The organism is Pseudomonas sp. CG7, assembly GCF_023701885.1.
Taxonomy (GTDB): domain Bacteria; phylum Pseudomonadota; class Gammaproteobacteria; order Pseudomonadales; family Pseudomonadaceae; genus Aquipseudomonas; species Aquipseudomonas zanjanensis.
Window position 1 is genome coordinate 90546 of the sequence record NZ_JABAEE010000004.1, and the last position, 15742, is coordinate 106287.

Genomic DNA, 15742 nt, shown 5'->3' on the forward strand with positions numbered 1-15742 from the left:
CTGAGTGTTATCAGGGATCAAGGCCCCTGCGACCTGTGAGGGTTGTCCACTAACGCGGGACTGGCGGCTCTTTACGACCGGGAGCTTAGGCATCTCATAATCTGGCCTCCTGAGCACTTCCGCAGAAGTGGGCGGGTGGAGGCTGCACTGGCTGACGAGACCAGCGCCGCGAGATCCTGAGTCGGGTGAAGGCAGTGAGGCGACGACCGGGGCATACCTGACTGTCAGTCAGGTGCAGTCCATTCCGTGGGCTGCGGCACCATCATCGGCATCGCTGTTGCTGGTAACTTCGGTGTTTGTCACGCCGATTGTCACGAGGGGGAATGCCGCAAAGCCTTGTACGAGTTGGGCTGCAGCAGTGGTAGTAGCGCCCGTCTCTTTCCGGAAGAAAGAGACGGGCGCAGGTTGGCGCAATGAAATGGCCAAGCGGATAGGTTGCTGCAGGGCAGCGAAGTAAAGGGGCATCTGGCGCACGAGGGCCATGAGTAGAAGTGGCATCCATCACATGGGTAGTGACCGTGCGTGCTGCCGGACGCTAAACGCACTTGGGGAGAACCACCACGGTGTGGCGTAGCCTTAAAGGTCCTGGCTACCTGGGTCGCTGTCAACGACAGCGCTTTGCCAGATCTTTTCTACGCCTGTGGATAATTCGGGTCAAGGCTCGAATTTCCGGGAGTTCTGCGGCTGTGGATGAAATTATCCACCAGTGGAAATCAGTGGTTTTCCACAGACAGTTTGCGTGGGCTTTAGATTTTTTAAATGAGGTCCATCCAAGCAGGGCGGCTTTGCAGCCCCGCTTGGATGGACCCGCGTGGAAGGGCGGACTGCGGTGATCTCTTTGGCTTACCCACGTTTGGATGCGCCACGGCTATTTTGTAGGGCTGTAATGTTGTCGCCGACCGGGTGAGCGAATTCGTGGGGCGTCACATGCCCATGGCGGTTGGCGTCGATGTAGTTGCTCCACCACGCCATGATCAGCCGACGCTGTTCGAGGAATTCGGCCTTGTGGATATAAGCGGCGCGCACGCGGTTGCGTTCCTTGTGACTCATTTGCCGTTCGATGGCTGCGTCGGTCCATAACCCGGACTCCAGCAGGGCGCTACAGGCCATGGTCCTGAAGCCGTGGCCGCACACGTCCTTGCTGGTGTCATAGCCGACGTTGCGGAGCATGGTGTTCACCGTGTTCTCGGACATGGGCTTCCAGTACTTGTGGTCTCCCGGTAGCACTAACTCTGAAAAACGACTGAGGCTGCGCAGGCGCTCCAGTATTTTGATGACCTGCGGCGATAGAGGAACCATTTGAATGTCGCCGTTCATCTTGGTCCCTCGTGTGGAGTTGCGTACCCCTTCAATCGGAGCGCGTGTATCGGGGATTTCCCACATGGCGCGTTGGAGGTCGAACTCACTCCATCGCGCGAAGCGCAGTTCGCTGGAGCGGACGAATACATGCAACGTCAGCAGGACGGCGAGGCGCGTCAGCTCGCGGCCGTTGTAGTTGTCGATACGGTGCAGCAGTTCGGGTAGGCGGTTGAGGGAGAGGGCCGGGCGATGGATTGTGCGCGGCGCGTGAATCGAGCCTGCCAGATCTAGTGCAGGATTCATGGTGATCTGCCGGGCTCTTTTGGCCCCGCGCATGATGGTGGATAAGTAGTTCTGTACCCTTAACGCCACATCCATGGTGCCGCGTTCCTTGATGCGCTGGGTGATCTCTAGAAGGTCGTGGGTATCGAGCTCGGCGATGGGCCGTTGGCCGATCAGCGGGAAGACGTGGGTACGCAGTCGGCTCATCACGGTTTTTGCGTGTCCTTCGGTCCAGCGACGGGACATGTCGGCGTGCCACTCCAGAGCAACGGTTTCGAAAAGCAGTGCCGCCCGCTGGGCTACGATCTTGGCCTTCTTCTTTTCTTCCATTGGATCGAGGTTGTCTAGCAGCAACGCCTTGGCTTCGTCTCGCTTACGTCGTGCGACGGAAAGGGTAACGATGGGGTAATTGCCGATGATGAGCGTGCCTTCCTTGCCGCTGGGCTTGGTGTACTTCAAGCGCCAGGTCTTCACGCCATTGGGTTTGACGAAAAGGTACATGCCTCCGCCGTCGAACAGTTTGTAGGCGCGTTCGCGGGTTTTGGCCGTGCGGCATTGCAGGTCGCTGAGGGGGATCGCTAGACGTGGCATAGGGGTACGCGCTCCTTACCGGGAAATCGCAGTACCCCTAACATACCCTCGGGGAAGGGGGATTTTGTTGGATCCCGACAGAGGGTCCTGGAACGAAAAAACCCGCCAAAGGGCGGGTTTTCGGGGCTTCCAGAGCATTCGGTGGAATGCAATGGAGCCTAATGTGGTGCCGGCACCAGGAGTCGAACCCGGGACCTACTGATTACAAGTCAGTTGCTCTACCAACTGAGCTATACCGGCGTGTGGGCGACGATTATAGCGATTGGGCGCGTTCTGTAAACCCCTGAATTCTGACTATTTTTGCACGACCCATGCTCAAGCGCGGCGCAGCAGGGCGCGTACTTTCTGCAAGGCTCGCCACGCGCGGCTGTTTTGCATGGCGTGGAGTTGGGCTTCGGCCTGTTCCGCCCGTTGCAGTGCGGCGCTGAGCTGTAGGTCTGCATCGTCGATGGGGTGGGTGAATTTGTGGCCTTTGCAGAGCTGGAAGCCGTCGAGGTTGCACGGGGGGATGTCGAAGGCGGGTTGGAGGGCCAGGTGCTCTTCGGCGAGGTAGTAGGTGTTGATGCCGTCAAACAGGATGGATTGGTAGCCAGCGTCGGTTACCAGGTTTTCCCAGGTCTGGTCGCGGGCCCATGGGGTGTCGATGAGGATGATCCAAGGGCGCCAGCGGCTGAAGTCCATGCCGCGCAGCACGGTTTCTTCATGGCCCTCGACGTCGATTTTCAGGAAGTGGATGGGGCGGGCCTGGGCGTACTGCTCGCAGATGGAGGCCAGGGTGCGGGATTGGACGGTCTGGGTGCGCACGTCCATGCCGGCGTCGCGGTGTTGTTGGGCGACGCTGGTTTCTACTGTGGATAAGCCTGTGTCGGCGATGGTGTAGAAAGTCAGGCTGTCGGCGTTTTCGCCGGCCACGCATTGCAGGTTGATGTCGTCCGGGCGTTGTTGGCAGAGCGCGTCGTAATAGGCTGGCACCGGTTCGATGTTGATGCCGCGCCAGCCGCGGTCGTAAAACGCGCGGGTGAGCGAATCATCTGTCGGATGGTTGGCGCCGACGTCGAGGTAATAGCCGTTTTCCACCGATTGAAGGGCGCGCCACAGGCGTATGTCTTCGAAGTTTTGTGCGTAGGAAATGAACGTCACGGCCTGTCCTTGAGTGTGTCGGCATGGTGTCAATCACGATACGTGGGGCTGTTGTATAGCACGGGCGCGGTGGACGCAATTATTGGCGCGGGGCAGCACTGAATTCGGCGGTTATGTCGTTTTGCTTAGACGCTTATGCACAACGGGCTGGATGACGTGCGGGGTACCTTGCGATTTTGTGACCGCTTTCGCGTTTCGTCGCAAATACCTGTTTTCATGGTTTTTTATCCATGTGAACAAAAATTGACCAATGCTGATTCGGTCAGGAAATCACGGATTTCTTGGAGTCGAGTTTATTTCATCAACAGAGTTATCCACAGGCTGTTTCGTCTCAGTAACGCTCTGCCAGCAACAGCAGATTGCGCGGCGTCAGGGGTGTTTCACAGAAGGTGCCAAGGCGAACGTCGTAGCCCTTTTGCGTGAGGAAAAGTGCTCGGTCCAGCACCAGCCAAAGCTCCAGTGGCCGTCGGAAAAGGCCTCGCAGCAACTCCAGGTTGCGCACCTCGGCCAGGCGCTGGTGACCTGCTGCTTCCAGAGCGACCCAATCAGGCGTGCCGACTGTGGATAAGTCTTTCAGGGCCGCCAGATCGGTGCAGTACTGGGCGAAGGATTTTTCCAGCCAGGCGCTGGGCAACGACGGGGTGGGCAGGTAGTCGTCGCACCCTCTGATCTGCCGTTGCAGGAGGTCGAAACCCAGGCGCCAGGCCATGGATTGGTCCCGTTGTCTTCTTACACGCGCGCCAGCGGTGACGGTTTCGGTTTGCGGCAGGCCGAGATCGTCGAGTGATAGCTGTAGGGCAGAGACTTTGGCTGCGTCGGACAGCGCTTGATAGCGCTCGCTGCTGATGCGGTTGTAACAGCATGGCGCGATAGCCAGTTGCGCACAGCCAGCGGCGCTGGCCAGGTGCATCAGGCGCACATGCAGGTCGCCGCAAGCGTGCAGGGCCACGGGGGTATGTTCCGGATGCAGTACCTGGGCCGCGTCTGCCGCGAGCACATCTTGTTGCAGGTGCGTGGCGGGCAGGCGATGGCGCTGGCTCAACAATTGGCCGCTGGCGACCAGCGTAGGATCGTACTCCAGGCAGGTCAGTTGCTGCTCATCGTGCAGCAGGCGTCGACCGAGGTGGCCTTTGCCGGCGCACCTATCGAGCCAGTGAGTTGGCTGGGTGGCGAAGTGCAAGCGGCTGGCGAAGGCTTCGATCTGTGGCCATTTGCGCCCGGGCACGTCGACGGTCAGGCGATGGCGTGGCGCTTCGAGCGTGTTGGCGGGTAATGCTGCGACAGCACTCAACGCGCGAGAGGTAGCGGCCAGTTCCGGGAATGGCGCTGGCGCGTCTTCCATCAACCATGGCTGGTGATGATCGTTTTCCGCCGCTTTCAGCGAACGCTGGCGTAGCCATTGGGCCAATTCCGGGTGGGATGTTTCCCAAGGCAGATGCAGATAGGTGAATGGACGTGGTTTCCACAGCGCCTGGTGCGCTGTGAGAAAAACATCCAACGCCGTGAAGCGGGCGAGCAGTGCCTCGCCCGTTAGACCGCCGCTGTCAGCGTCCTTGGCAGGCATCGACACGCAACCAGCGTTCCAGTTGCTTGAATCCTTGAACCAGGACGAAGGACATCAGCAGGTAGAACATGCCCGCCGCGAAGAAGATCTCCACCGGCATATAGGTCCGGGCAATGATGGTGCGGGCCATGCCGGTGAGTTCCAGCAGGGTCACGGTGCTCGCCAGGGCGCTGGCCTTGAGCATCAGGATCACTTCGTTGCTGTAGGCCGGCAGGCCTATGCGCGCGGCGCGGGGCAGCATGATGTAGAACAGCGCCTTGGGCCGCGACATGCCCAGGGCCCGGGCGGCTTCGATCTCGCCACGGGGGATGGCCTGGATCGCGCCGCGCAGGATCTCGGCGATGTAGGCGGCCGTGTGCAGGGTCATGGTGGCCGTGGCGCACCAGAACGGATCCCGCAGGTACGGCCACAGCGCACTGCTGCGCACGGCATCGAATTGCGCCAGGCCGTAGTAGACCAGGAACAGCTGGACCAACAGCGGCGTGCCACGGAAAAAGAAGATGTAGGCGTAGGGCAATGCCCGCACCTGCCACAGGCGCGAAGAGCGGGCGATGCCCAGTGGAATCGCCAGCAGCAGTCCGGCGATCACGGCGATGGCCACCAGTTCCAGGGTCAGTGTGGCGCCTTGGGCCAGCTTCGGCAGCCACTTGATGATGATGTCCCAGTTCATTGGGTGCTCCTGGTAAATCCACGGGCGGCGCGTCGTTCCAGCAGGTGCATGCCGATCATGGCGAGCACCGTCAGGCCCAGGTACATGAAGGCGGCGACCATATAGAAGGTGAACGGTTGCTTGGACACGGTCACGCCGATTTGCGCATGGCGCATGATTTCTTCCAGGCCGATCACCGAGACCAGCGCGGTGTCCTTCATCAGGATCATGAACAGGTTGCCCAGGCCAGGCAGGGCGATGCGCCACATTTGCGGCATGATCAACCGGGTGAAGATCCGCCACTTCGACAGGCCGAGGGCGACGCCGGCCTCGCGGTGGCCCTTGGGGATCGCCAGGATCGCGCCGCGAAACACTTCGGTGGCGTAGGCGCCAAAGCACAGGCCCAGGGCAATGACCCCGGCGGCGAAGGCATCGAGGGCGAGGTCGGGGTTGCCGAAATACTCACCCAGGGCACGCATCAGGTTGACGGTGCCGAAATAGATCAGCAGTACCCAGAGTAATTCCGGGATGCCGCGAACCAGTGTCGAATAGGTGCCGCCCAGCCATTGCAGCGGCTTGTGCGGCGAGGTCTTGGCCAGGGCGCCGAGCAGGCCGAGTACCAGCCCCAGGCAGAGGGCCGTGAGCGCCAACTTGACGGTCATCAGCGCGCCGGCGGCAAGCGCCGGGCCGAATCCGTAGAGATCGATCATCATGGGTAGGAATTCATATCGCGGCAGGCTTTGCTAAGGGCCGGCGCTGCCAGAGAGCTGCGCCGGCCAGGCACGTCAATATCAATAGATATTGAACGGGAAGTACTTGTCGTTGATCTTTTTATAGGTGCCGTCGGCCACGATTTCTTTCAGGGCAGCGTTCAGCTTGTCGCGCAGCGGATCACCCTTGCGCACGGCGATACCGATCTTGTCGCTTTCCACCACCGGGTCGCCCTTGAATTCGTAAGCACGGCCAGCATCGGTTTTCAGCCAGTCGTAGTTCACGTATTTGTCCGCCAGGATCGCGTCGACGCGGCCGGAGGTCAGGTCCAGGTAGGCGTTATCCTGGGTGTCGTAAAGCTTGGTGGTGATGTCGCTGCCCATTTCATCTTCCAGCCAGGTGCCGGCGAGGGTGGAGCGTTGTGCCCCGATGACCTTGCCGTTGAGTGAGGCTTTATCGGTTTTGAAGTCGACATTTTTTGGCGCGATGAATTGCAGTTTGTTGGAGTAGTACGGGTCGGTGAAGTCCACGGCCTGCTTGCGTTCTTCAGTGATCGATAGCGACGAGACCAGGAAGTCGAACTTCTTGGCGTTCAGGGCCGGGATGATGCCGTCCCAGTCGGAAGTGACCACTTCGCACTCGACTTTCATCTTGGCGCACAAGGCATCGCCAATGTCCTTATCGAACCCCACGACCTGGCCGCTGGCGTCCTTGTTGTTGAACGGCGGATAGGCCGCTTCGATGCCCATCTTCAGCTTTTCGGCCGCCATGGCGCTGGCCGAAAAGACCAGGCTGGCCGCTGCGGCCAGGAGGAATTTCTTGTAGGTCTGCATGTGTACTGCTCCGTTAGCGGTTGCTGGACATGAATTGTTTGCAGCGCGCCGAAAGCGGGTTCTCGAAGACCTGCTGTGGCGATCCTTGCTCCTCGACCAGGCCTTGATGAAGAAACACGACTTCGCTGGAAACCTGACGGGCGAAGCCCATTTCATGGGTGACCAGCAGCATGGTGCGTCCTTCTTCGGCCAGGGCGCGGATCACACTAAGTACTTCCTGGACCATTTCCGGGTCAAGGGCGGAGGTGGGTTCGTCGAATAGAATCACCTTGGGCTGCATCGCCAGGGTGCGGGCGATGGCGGCGCGATGTTGCTGGCCGCCGGACAGCTCGGCCGGGTAGGCGGGGCGTTTGTCGGCGATTCCGACCTTGGCCAGCAGCGCTTCGGCGACTTCGACGGCCTCGGCCTTGCTCTGGCCAAGCACCCGGCGCGGGGCTTCGATGATGTTATCGAGCACGCTCATGTGCGGCCAAAGGTTGAAGTTCTGGAAGACAAAACCGATCTCGCTGCGCAGGCGATTGATCTGTTTGCCGTCGGCGGCCACCAGTTCACCGTTTTTCGCGGCCTTGAGCTTGAGCTCTTCGCCAGCCACCAGGATCTGGCCCTGGTTGGGGTTTTCCAGCAAGTTAATGCAACGCAGGAATGTGGACTTGCCGGACCCGGAGGATCCGAGGATCGAGATCACATCGCCGTCGCGGGCGGTCAGCGAGACGCCTTTGAGCACCTCCAGCTGTCCGTAGCGTTTGTGCAAATTGCGAATTTCAAGCGCGGGCGTGGCTTGGGCCATGTGCGGTCCTCATGATATGTGCTCCCTTGCTGTTGGCAGCCTTCCTTGGCGAGGCGGCCAAGCTAGCATGCGTCCGAATGGCCGCCAACAGCGCGACGGGCGGTAAACCGGTGATGTGCGGCAGGTTGTCGCATCGGCACAGCAGACTGTCGCGCCATCAACAACCGAACGGCCGTTTGAACCTTGTTTACCGGTGAAAGGCCCGGGGAGTCGCGTAAAAAAAGGCGCGATGGTGCCAGCTTTGGGCGGGGGTTGGAAGGGTTAACCGGATGAGCGTGCCTATTCCGATTGGCATTCGCCTCAACTTCCAATCGGTCTGAACGTCGGTGTTCATAAATCGATCAAACGAAGAGGCGTCCCATATCAGGAGTTGTTGTCATGAAGTCGCTATTTTGCCTCGTCGTGCTAGGCGCGCTGCTTTTTCCCGTCATGCTCAACGCCACCAACCTCGCTCCTGTAGACAACACAGGCGTCCAAGTCCAACCCATGCAGCAGAACGGCATCACTTATCTGTCCGGCGGTATCGGCGAGGACGAAGCCCGAGCCATCGAGCAGGCCCAGGGTTACAACTTGCACATGACCTTTGCGATCGGCCCGGAAAACAAATACGTCCCGGACGTGGACGTGACCGTGCAAAAGGTATCGGGAGAAATAGTGCTGACCCTCAGCGATGCAGGGCCGCTGGTTTATGTGCAACTGCCACCGGGCAAGTACAACGTGGTGGCGACGCGCAATGGTGAAGCGCGGCGCGACACGGCTGAGGTAGACAGCGGGGCCGCGCGCAAACTGGTGTTCCATTGGAACAGTGACGAATAGCCGGCCGGCTTATTCGGCGGCGGATTCTTTTTCCAGGACTTGGCGATAGCGGTCCAGCGCCTCGCTGAAGTCCTTGATGAACTCCGGTGTGCTAAGCCAGCGCTGGGCGGTCTCGCGGTCCATCTCATCGACCCACATGCGGTAGTCCACCAACATGTCGGCGGCCAGGTTGGTCGCCGCCATGCTTTCGTTTTCGGCGTTTTTCAGGTCGAGCAGACCTGGGCGTTCGATGATCATTTCGCTAACATTTGCCAGCAGCGTATCAAGCATTTCACTGCGGCTGATGGCCTCGGCGTCGCGCAACTTGGCGAACAATTCCAGGACGTAGACCGGAGGCTGGGCGGTGGCGTGGGCCGGGTCGCCATACGTCGGGATCGATTTGCGCCCGGTCATGCGGATTTGCTTGGCTGTGTCTTTGGCGCGCTTGGCGCGTTTTTGCTGTTTGTTCAATGAGGCCATTGGGCTTCGGTTTCCAATTCGTTAGGGGACGGTGCCCGGCTCAGTCGATTTTCGGCACGGTAAAGCGGAATTCGCTGCCCTGGCCTGGCCGGCTTTCGGCGTGCAGTTTACCGCCATGGGCCTGGACAATCCCCTTGGAAATGTACAACCCCAGCCCGGTGCCGTTCGGGTTGCCTTCCTTGGTCGTCCAGTAGCGCTCGAAAACATGGGGCAATTGCTCTGGCGCAATGCCTTCACCGGTGTCGCGGACACTGAACACGATCTCGTTACCGACGGACATCGCACTGATCCCCACCGAGCCCTGTTGCGGCGTGAACTTGATGGCATTGCCGATCAAGTTGGACAGTACCTGGAACAGCCGCTCGGGATCGGCGTTGATCCGCAGGTTGGGTTCGGCATGGAAGGAAATGTCGATGGCCTTGGCGGTGGCCAGCGGTGTCAGCAGCGAACAGGCGTCTTCGAAGATCTGGCTGACATTCATCGGCTGGGGATTGATGGTGTAGCGCCCGGCATCGATGCGCGAGGTGTCGAGCAGGTCTTCCAGCAGCGCGTTCATGCGGCTGGTGGCCTGCTGCATGGTATCGATGGCGGAAGAGATTCGTTTGGAACTGTGGGAGCCGTCGGAGCTGAAGGCCTTTTGCATCATGCCGCAGAGCATGGAAATGACCGTCATCGGGCTGCGCAGGTCATGGGACACCACGGCCACCAGCTCATCGCGGGCTTGCACGGCCTGGCGTTCCTTTTGCACCTGGCGGGCCAGGTCGTTTTCCAGGGCCGAGCGCCGCAGGTCGTTGGCGGCGAACAGATCGCCATGGGTCCATTGGGTGCTGATGCCGGCCATTTCGACTTTCCAGATCTCGAAAGATGTCCGGGGCCGCAGGCGCAGGCCGGTCTCGCTGTTTTCCACGGCCAGGGGTTTTTGCGGGTCGCCGCTCCATTGGAGGGTTTGCTTCACTTCGGGACGGAACCACAGCACGCCGTTTTCCACCGGTTTGGGCAGGTGGATCGCCAACACGCCGCTCGCCACATCCTGATAAGCCTTGGCAGGTGCGAAGACGCTGCCCAGGTTGTGGTGGGCGAACACCGGTTGGCCGGTTTCCAGAATCCATTTGTGCAGCTCGCGGATTTGCTCAGGTTCTGGGCATTGGCCGTGGCGATGCAGCTTGTTGTTCTCGAAAATCGCCACACCGCTGGCCCCTGTCAGGTCCATGAGGCGTTGCGGCTCGTGGGACAAGCCATCGAAGACATTGTCGCTGGACTCGGCCATGGCAGTGGCGAGGACCTTGAGGTCTTCCAACTTGGCGTCCCGTTGCCGGGTGAGTTCCAGGGCCTGCATGGCGCTGATCTGCAGCGACAGCACCTGGCCGATAGTCTGGCAGGCCATGCGCATTTCATGGGGCACCAGCAATGGCTGGCGATTGCCGCAACTGATCAGCCCCCACAAGCGCTCGCCTTCCATCAACGAGATGCTCATGGACGACAGCACGCCCATGTTTTTCATGTACTGACGGTGGAGCGGCGAGACGCTGCGCAATGTGGCAAAGCTCAGGTCCAGGGGCGCCAGGGTATCGGGCCGCAGCTCCGGGACCAGCGGTACCGGTGCGTAGTCGGCGTTGGGAATGATACGCAGCCAGTTGGTGCGATACAGCTCACGGGCCTGTTCGGGAATATCCGACGCTGGGAAAAACAGCCCTTTGTAGAGTTCCATTGAAGGTGCGCTGGCCTCGGCGATCACCTGGCCGTGGCCTTCTTCCTCGAAGCGATAGATCAGCACCCGGTCGTAACCGGTCATGGCCTGGATTTCCCGCACGCTGATTTCGTACAGGGCCTGGAGGGTTTTTGCACTTTGCAGGCGTTGCAGCATGCGGCCCAGGTTGGCCTCGCCGCTGACGCCTTCGGGGCGATAGTCGCTCAGGTGCTGTTCCAGTTCGACGATCAGGGCCCCCTGATGGCGATGCACCAGGGCATCAAAGCGCTGCTGGTTCACGACAATGGCCACGGGCACGTTGTCGCTATCCGGGGCGGCGCGACAGGCGACGAGGATCGCCTCGGCCTGTTCCAGCCCCAACAGTGCGTCGAGGGTCTGGCCCAACAGCCTGTGGGGATCGTGCGCCATCAACTGCAACACGTTGGCGCTGACCTGACGGATCACGAAATCGGGCTCGGACAGCATCAACAACACACCATGAGGCTGAATGGCCCCGGGGAAGCGAATCGGTTCGTCTGCGCAATTGGCCAGCAGTTCTTCGAAGGCTTCCTGGTTTTCCGGGGTCATAACAGTACCTTTTGGCTGTCCAGCCAGTGTTCAAAATGAGTGAACGTCGCCTTGGCGGCGCGTGTGACTTCGAGCGTCCGGGCCTCGCCAAGGTTCCTGTCGTCCAGGTATTGGAGGAAATCCTTCCAGCGTCGGCCGGTGAGTTCGCCATACACATTGAGAAAGGCCGCGCCACTGGACGCATCAAGACCGAGCTGCTCGGCCACCCTGCGCCGCAGGATCTGGCCGCCGAGGGTTGCGCCTTCCAACACATAGGAAACGCCGAGGGCGGCGGCTCGGGAGTCTATTCGTGGCAGTGCCTGGCAGGTGGGTAGTGCCTCGATAGCGGCGTCATCCAGGCCCAGAGCCGCGAGATCGGCCCGCAATACCGGGAGTTTGATGCGCAAGGATTGGTCCAGCCCGGTTGGAATCAGCGCCAGCCTGTGAAGCCGCTGCTCCAGGGGCTGATAAAAACCGTAGTAGGCCGCCATCAAGCGCCGGTATAGGTCCAGGTCCAAATCTGGCGAGAAAAACGGCAGGCGTTTTTCCAGGGCGACGTGCAGTTCCGCGGTTTCGGTCCGCAATGTCTGGATCAGGGAAGGGGGGGAAGAGGCCGGTGACACGCGGGATGGAGCTCATTGAGTGGCGCGTTGCTGGAAAAAAAGCGCATCAAGCTTACATGGGTTTTTTGAGTGCGCGACCATTGGGTATCGGCTTTTTATTCCTTGAAGTCGCTGCGCCCGATTGCCCCTTCCTCAAGGCGTGCCTGTTCGCGATCCAGCGCGTTGCGCAGCTCTTCTTCGGTGGGGAGCACCAATTGATACTGGCTGGCGAATAGCTGTTCATTGCCCTGCAACACGGAATAACGCACAACCGACTCATCCTTTTGAGCGCAGAGAATGATGCCCACGGTAGGTTTGTCGTCGGGGCCGCGCTTGAGGTCATCGTAGAGACGCACATACATATCCATCTGGCCGATGTCCTGGTGGCTGAGCTCGCCGCGCTTGAGATCGACGATCACAAAGCACTTGAGCAGGTAGTTGTAGAAGACCAGGTCGATGTAGAAGTCTGTGCTTTCGGTGCTGATGCGCTGTTGGCGTGCGACGAAGGCGAAGCCTTTTCCCAGTTCCAGAAGGAAGCCTTGTAGCTGGTCGATCAAGGCCTGTTCGAGATCGGTTTCCAGCAGCATGCCGGTATTGGGTAGCCCAAGGAACTCAAGGACCACCGGATCCCTGACGATGTCCCTGGGACCGAAATCCAGTTTCTCAAGATTGATGGCCGCTTCCTGCTCTACCGCAGGTCGGTCGCGACTTGCCAGGAGACGTTCGTAATAGAGCGTGCCGATCTGGCGTTCCAACGCGCGGGTGGACCAGTTTTGAGTGACGGCTTCGTTCATGTACCACCGACGTGCATTCGCATCTTCTATGCGTAGCAGCGTTCGATAGTGAGTCCAGCTCAATTCGTGACGCAGTGCGTCACAGATTGGAAACGCCTGATAAAAGAGGCGCATGTAGCGCAAATTTGAAGCATCAAATCCCTTCCCAAACCGCGACGTCAGCACCTTCGCCAGCGACGGTAGCAACCTTGCGCCGTAAGCCGCCCGCTCGGCGCCGCCCTGCTCGAACTCGATGATGTGCCGGCCGATCTGCCAGCAGGGTTGTACCTGGAGCGTATCGATGGCTCGCAGGACCTTCTGGCGAGCCTGACGAATCAGCTCGCCGAGTTCGTTGATCAAGGGGGCAAGCTGTGGGTCCTCCTGGGGCAGCAGTGGCGTCATCGCAGTGTCCAGCCATTGAGGGGGGGCGGACCGCAAGGATGCTCCAGGCGACGTCTCGATGATGCCGGACGGGGCTGATTGCTTGGAGGGAAAAATAACTGATTTATGCAGGACGGGGATGACGCCGTCCTATGTCCGTTGGCCTTGGTGCGTAGGAGCTATCCCTACAGCCTGTAGTCAAGCGCGAGTCCCTTCGCTGCTCAGACCTTACCTTGCGCCAGAGCCTGGGATGCGGCGACATAATCAGCCTGGAATTGCTTGCTCTCCACCCAGTCCAGCGCCGTCTGCTCATCGACACCCGTGGTCAGGCGGCGATATTCGATCAGGGCGGTAATGATGAAGTCAGTGGCTTCTTCCTCACCTTCCTGCTCCAGCACCAACTCCAGCAGTGGATGGCCCAGGAAGGCCGTGCACATGGCCTGTTGGCTGATCTTTTCGGCGGCACCCATCAGTTGGAACAGGTCCGATAGGTCCACGGTTTCCAGATCGATGCGCTCATCGTTCGGGTCGAGGAAGTCATTCGGCGCAGTGGCGCGCTTAACCCGGTTCTGCTTGGCTTTCACCTTGGCGCGCTGGTTTCGTTTCTGCTGTTTGTTGACCGATGCCATGGGTCGGTTCCTTGCTGGAAAATAAGGCCACCTATCCTACAGCTTCAACGCGGACGCTTCGAATCTCAATCCACGATGAAGAGCGTAGCCCCCGATGAAGTGGAGGATCGATGAGGTTCGGCCTGGTCGGCGACCTGGTAGCTCATGCCGGCCTTGAGCAAAAATTGCCGACCGTCTTCGAGTTCAGTATTGAGCTCGCCCTTGAGGCAAAACAGGATATGGCCCTTGGTGCACCAATGGTCGGCCAGGTAACCGGCTGTATATTCCACCATCCGTACCCGAATATGCCCGAATTGCCGCGTGCGCCAATAAGCGGTTCCGGTGATGCCCTTGTGCTCGGTGGGTTCGATGGTTGACCAATCGGTGGTGCCGAAGGGAATGCCGGTGATGTCCATGTCGACTCGCTTGCTGGAGGGGAGCGGACGAATGTAGCTGAGTCTGTGTGGCGGAGAAAGGAATCGTCGGCAACAGGCACTTTGGCAAATGTCCTTCTGATGCCGCTGGCGCCTACATGCTGTCCTGGAGTTTGGCTTGATGAGCCATCCAGCCATGGATATAACTCAATATCTGCTGGGTTCCTGCCTCGGTTTCTACCAACTCGATAGGACGATAGCCATTCAGGTGGATGTTAGGTTGTTCCATCCATTTGAACGCCTTACCTCGATTCCCTCGAATGGGAATAACCAATTCAAGGACCTGTTGTAATAAATCGGGACGTGCATACCAGGACTCTGGTTTTACCGTCGCCTTTCGTCCGGGGATTACTCGAGGTAGCTGACAGGCAGCGAGCTCCGCGTGAGTGATATGAGTACGCACCCAATGAGCCGTGTCGGCTAGCTCGGTATTAGGAATTCGTTCGTGGTTGGTCGTGGGAATAACGACACCCACCCTGACAGTCGTGTGTGTACGAATCATCTGGAGGGCCGGGGCGATATCGGTGTCGTTTGTGACAAACACAGCATGATCAATCGCCCCGGTAATCGCGTCGTGATACGCGTGCAGAGACAGGTTCACATCGCTCTGCTTTTCCTCGATTTTCCAGGCCTGGATTTCTTCGCATTCACGAGGGGCGCGATCCGGATGGCGAGAATCGACAACTTTCACCTTCATCCTATTGACCGCATAGTAGCCTTCCACCAAGTCGATGCGTTCGCCGGACAGCTTGCGCAAGGCCGTGTGATAGCGAGCTTGAGACGAAACTGAGTCCTGTGCTCGTGCCACGGATTCGATGATTTTGGCTGTGAAGAATTTTATCGAGGGGGCGGCAAGCAGTGATGGTTGTCTGACGAGGTTGTCATTGTCCTTGATCAGCACAGATGGCAGGACGTGTTTTTCAAACAGTGGCAATAAATCGAGCCATTTATATGCGGTTCCCCTCAGGCAACCGTAGTAGAAGTTGTAGCCATCGATGTAGATACGGGTGCGCAGAGGTTCGAGCTCGGGCGATCCCTACATATCTCATGCTCCAGAAACGAAAAAACCGGCTTGCGCCGGCTTTTTCCCCCTCCAACCAGATGGTCAGGCCACACCGGTCACGAGGGTTAGTTGTTGGGGGCAGTATTACGCAGATTCTGCGTGTGACGCAAATTTTCACTGCGTTTGACGCAAACTCGATTCCGGAATGGTAGAGCCCATCAGGATCGGCGTGAGGGAAGAGGTTAATCGCTCACGATGCGGCGATCAAAGACAGAAACGAGCAGCAACACTTATGCTGGCTGGTCCATCAGGGCTGCCCAAAAAAGACTGGCGGGTGGCACAAGGAAACGCGGGCAATAAAAAAACCCGATCAATTGCTTGATCGGGGTTTTCGGTATTTGGTGCCCAGAGACGGAATCGAACCGCCGACACGGGGATTTTCAATCCCCTGCTCTACCGACTGAGCTATCTGGGCAACGGGGCGCATTAAACGGGTTTTTCAGGGGGGCGTCAAGCAAGTTTTCAAAAAATATTTAATTATTACCGTCGCTTACGA

General features: G+C 59.1%; 15 protein-coding genes and 2 tRNA genes. 1 reads left to right on the forward strand and 16 read right to left on the reverse strand.

From position 1 onward, the window contains the following. Nucleotides 1-843 precede the first annotated feature (843 nt). The 8 genes from HGO40_RS03335 to HGO40_RS03370 all read right to left on the reverse strand — a co-directional run bounded on the left by HGO40_RS03335 (nt 844) and on the right by HGO40_RS03370 (nt 7856). Complete coding sequence (locus HGO40_RS03335) at nt 844-2172, reverse strand: tyrosine-type recombinase/integrase (protein WP_250961873.1); 1329 nt, start codon at nt 2170-2172, stop codon at nt 844-846. A 164-nt stretch (nt 2173-2336) separates the two neighbouring features. Further along, nucleotides 2337-2412, reverse strand: a tRNA-Thr gene (locus tag HGO40_RS03340). Nucleotides 2413-2487: 75 nt separating this feature from the next. Next, nucleotides 2488-3312, reverse strand: a complete 825-nt coding sequence (locus HGO40_RS03345) for an FkbM family methyltransferase (protein ID WP_250961874.1) — start codon at nt 3310-3312, stop codon at nt 2488-2490. Between the two features lie 331 nt (nt 3313-3643). Beyond that, nucleotides 3644-4876: a methyltransferase gene (locus tag HGO40_RS03350; RefSeq protein ID WP_250961929.1), complete on the reverse strand. Its 1233-nt coding sequence runs from the start codon at nt 4874-4876 to the stop codon at nt 3644-3646. Next, entirely contained in the window at nt 4857-5546 is a 690-nt protein-coding gene (locus tag HGO40_RS03355; protein WP_250961875.1) for an ABC transporter permease, read from the reverse strand. Before HGO40_RS03355 ends, HGO40_RS03350 begins: the two co-directional genes overlap by 20 nt. Continuing rightward, complete coding sequence (locus HGO40_RS03360) at nt 5543-6238, reverse strand: ABC transporter permease (protein WP_250961876.1); 696 nt, start codon at nt 6236-6238, stop codon at nt 5543-5545. The genes HGO40_RS03355 and HGO40_RS03360 overlap by 4 nt, the downstream gene beginning before the upstream one ends. Before the next feature lie 78 nt (nt 6239-6316). Beyond that, entirely contained in the window at nt 6317-7069 is a 753-nt protein-coding gene (locus HGO40_RS03365) for an ABC transporter substrate-binding protein (RefSeq protein WP_014336085.1), read from the reverse strand. A gap of 13 nt (nt 7070-7082) precedes the next feature. After that, entirely contained in the window at nt 7083-7856 is a 774-nt protein-coding gene (locus HGO40_RS03370; protein ID WP_250961877.1) for an ABC transporter ATP-binding protein, read from the reverse strand. 378 nt (nt 7857-8234) lie between these two features. Between HGO40_RS03370 and HGO40_RS03375 the strand changes: the two genes are divergently transcribed. Continuing rightward, on the forward strand, nt 8235-8672 hold the full coding sequence (locus HGO40_RS03375) for a carboxypeptidase regulatory-like domain-containing protein (RefSeq protein WP_250961878.1): 438 nt from the start codon (nt 8235-8237) through the stop codon (nt 8670-8672). 9 nt (nt 8673-8681) lie between these two features. Here HGO40_RS03375 and HGO40_RS03380 read toward each other — a convergent pair whose 3' ends face one another. The 8 genes from HGO40_RS03380 to HGO40_RS03415 all read right to left on the reverse strand — a co-directional run bounded on the left by HGO40_RS03380 (nt 8682) and on the right by HGO40_RS03415 (nt 15661). Then, on the reverse strand, nt 8682-9131 hold the full coding sequence (locus HGO40_RS03380) for a hypothetical protein (RefSeq protein WP_250961879.1): 450 nt from the start codon (nt 9129-9131) through the stop codon (nt 8682-8684). Nucleotides 9132-9171: 40 nt separating this feature from the next. Further along, entirely contained in the window at nt 9172-11406 is a 2235-nt protein-coding gene (locus HGO40_RS03385; protein ID WP_250961880.1) for an ATP-binding protein, read from the reverse strand. Further along, entirely contained in the window at nt 11403-12008 is a 606-nt protein-coding gene (locus HGO40_RS03390; RefSeq protein ID WP_250961881.1) for a biliverdin-producing heme oxygenase, read from the reverse strand. The genes HGO40_RS03385 and HGO40_RS03390 overlap by 4 nt, the downstream gene beginning before the upstream one ends. 95 nt (nt 12009-12103) lie before the next feature. Next, nucleotides 12104-13162, reverse strand: a complete 1059-nt coding sequence (locus tag HGO40_RS03395; protein ID WP_250961882.1) for a PDDEXK nuclease domain-containing protein — start codon at nt 13160-13162, stop codon at nt 12104-12106. A 200-nt stretch (nt 13163-13362) separates the two neighbouring features. After that, nucleotides 13363-13770 (reverse strand): hypothetical protein, encoded by a 408-nt coding sequence (locus tag HGO40_RS03400; RefSeq protein ID WP_250961883.1) that lies wholly within the window; start codon nt 13768-13770, stop codon nt 13363-13365. A gap of 65 nt (nt 13771-13835) precedes the next feature. After that, entirely contained in the window at nt 13836-14165 is a 330-nt protein-coding gene (locus HGO40_RS03405; RefSeq protein ID WP_186707254.1) for a DHCW motif cupin fold protein, read from the reverse strand. 112 nt (nt 14166-14277) lie between these two features. Continuing rightward, entirely contained in the window at nt 14278-15198 is a 921-nt protein-coding gene (locus tag HGO40_RS03410) for an antitoxin Xre/MbcA/ParS toxin-binding domain-containing protein (RefSeq protein ID WP_250961930.1), read from the reverse strand. A gap of 387 nt (nt 15199-15585) precedes the next feature. Then, nucleotides 15586-15661: transfer RNA gene (locus HGO40_RS03415), tRNA-Phe, on the reverse strand. Nucleotides 15662-15742 lie beyond the last annotated feature (81 nt).